1 protein-coding gene is annotated in these 645 nt (G+C 67.0%); it reads right to left on the bottom strand.

The genetic code is table 11. The features are described 5' to 3' along the window. Positions 1-26: 26 nt before the first annotated feature. On the bottom strand, positions 27-645 hold a 619-nt coding region (locus tag AC5RWU_RS24490), incomplete at its 5' end, for a transposase (protein WP_493986766.1).

Genomic DNA, 645 nt, shown 5'->3' with positions numbered 1-645 from the left:
GTGTCCTAATACGAAAGTAGGGTGAGTCAGGCTGCGGCGGCCGGCGTGAGGGTGACGTCGTAGCCGAGGTCATTGAGGCGTTTGATGGCGTTGTTCCTGGCGCGGGCCGGGTCCTGCCTGGTGTAGTAGCCGGGACCGGGATCTTCGTAGCAGACGCCCTGGGCGAGCAGGTGCCAGACCGCGGCAAGGACGGCGTGTTCGGTCGCGACGATGGCCTTGGGTTTGCCGCGGCGGGCCATGATCCGCTTGAAGCGGGCGCCGAGGTGGGTGTCCTTGGTGTGGGAGATGGCCAGGGCCGTGGTGCCCAGGGCGCCTTTGAGGTGTTTGTTGCCGGGGCGGGTTTTGGAGGATCTGACCCGGCCGGCGGACTCGTTCGAGCCGGGACAGACTCCGGCCCAGGAGGCGAGCCGGCCGGGGGTTTCGAACACGGCCATGTCGGCGCCTGTCTCGGCGATGATCACGTCCGCGACGGTGTTGGAGATCCCGGGGATGGTGGTCAGGAAGTCCCGTGCGGTGCGAAAGGGGGCGATTGCCTCCTCGGTCTTTTCGGTGAGTGCGTCGACGGTCCTGCCGTGGGCGTCGATCTGGTCCAGGTAGATCCTCACCATGAACGCATCGTGGTCGCTGAAGCGGCCCACCAGGGCC

The organism is Arthrobacter sp. B0427-1-12, from assembly GCF_059092905.1.
Note: the sequence above shows the minus strand (reverse complement) of the source record. Positions and strands in the feature narration are given on the sequence as shown.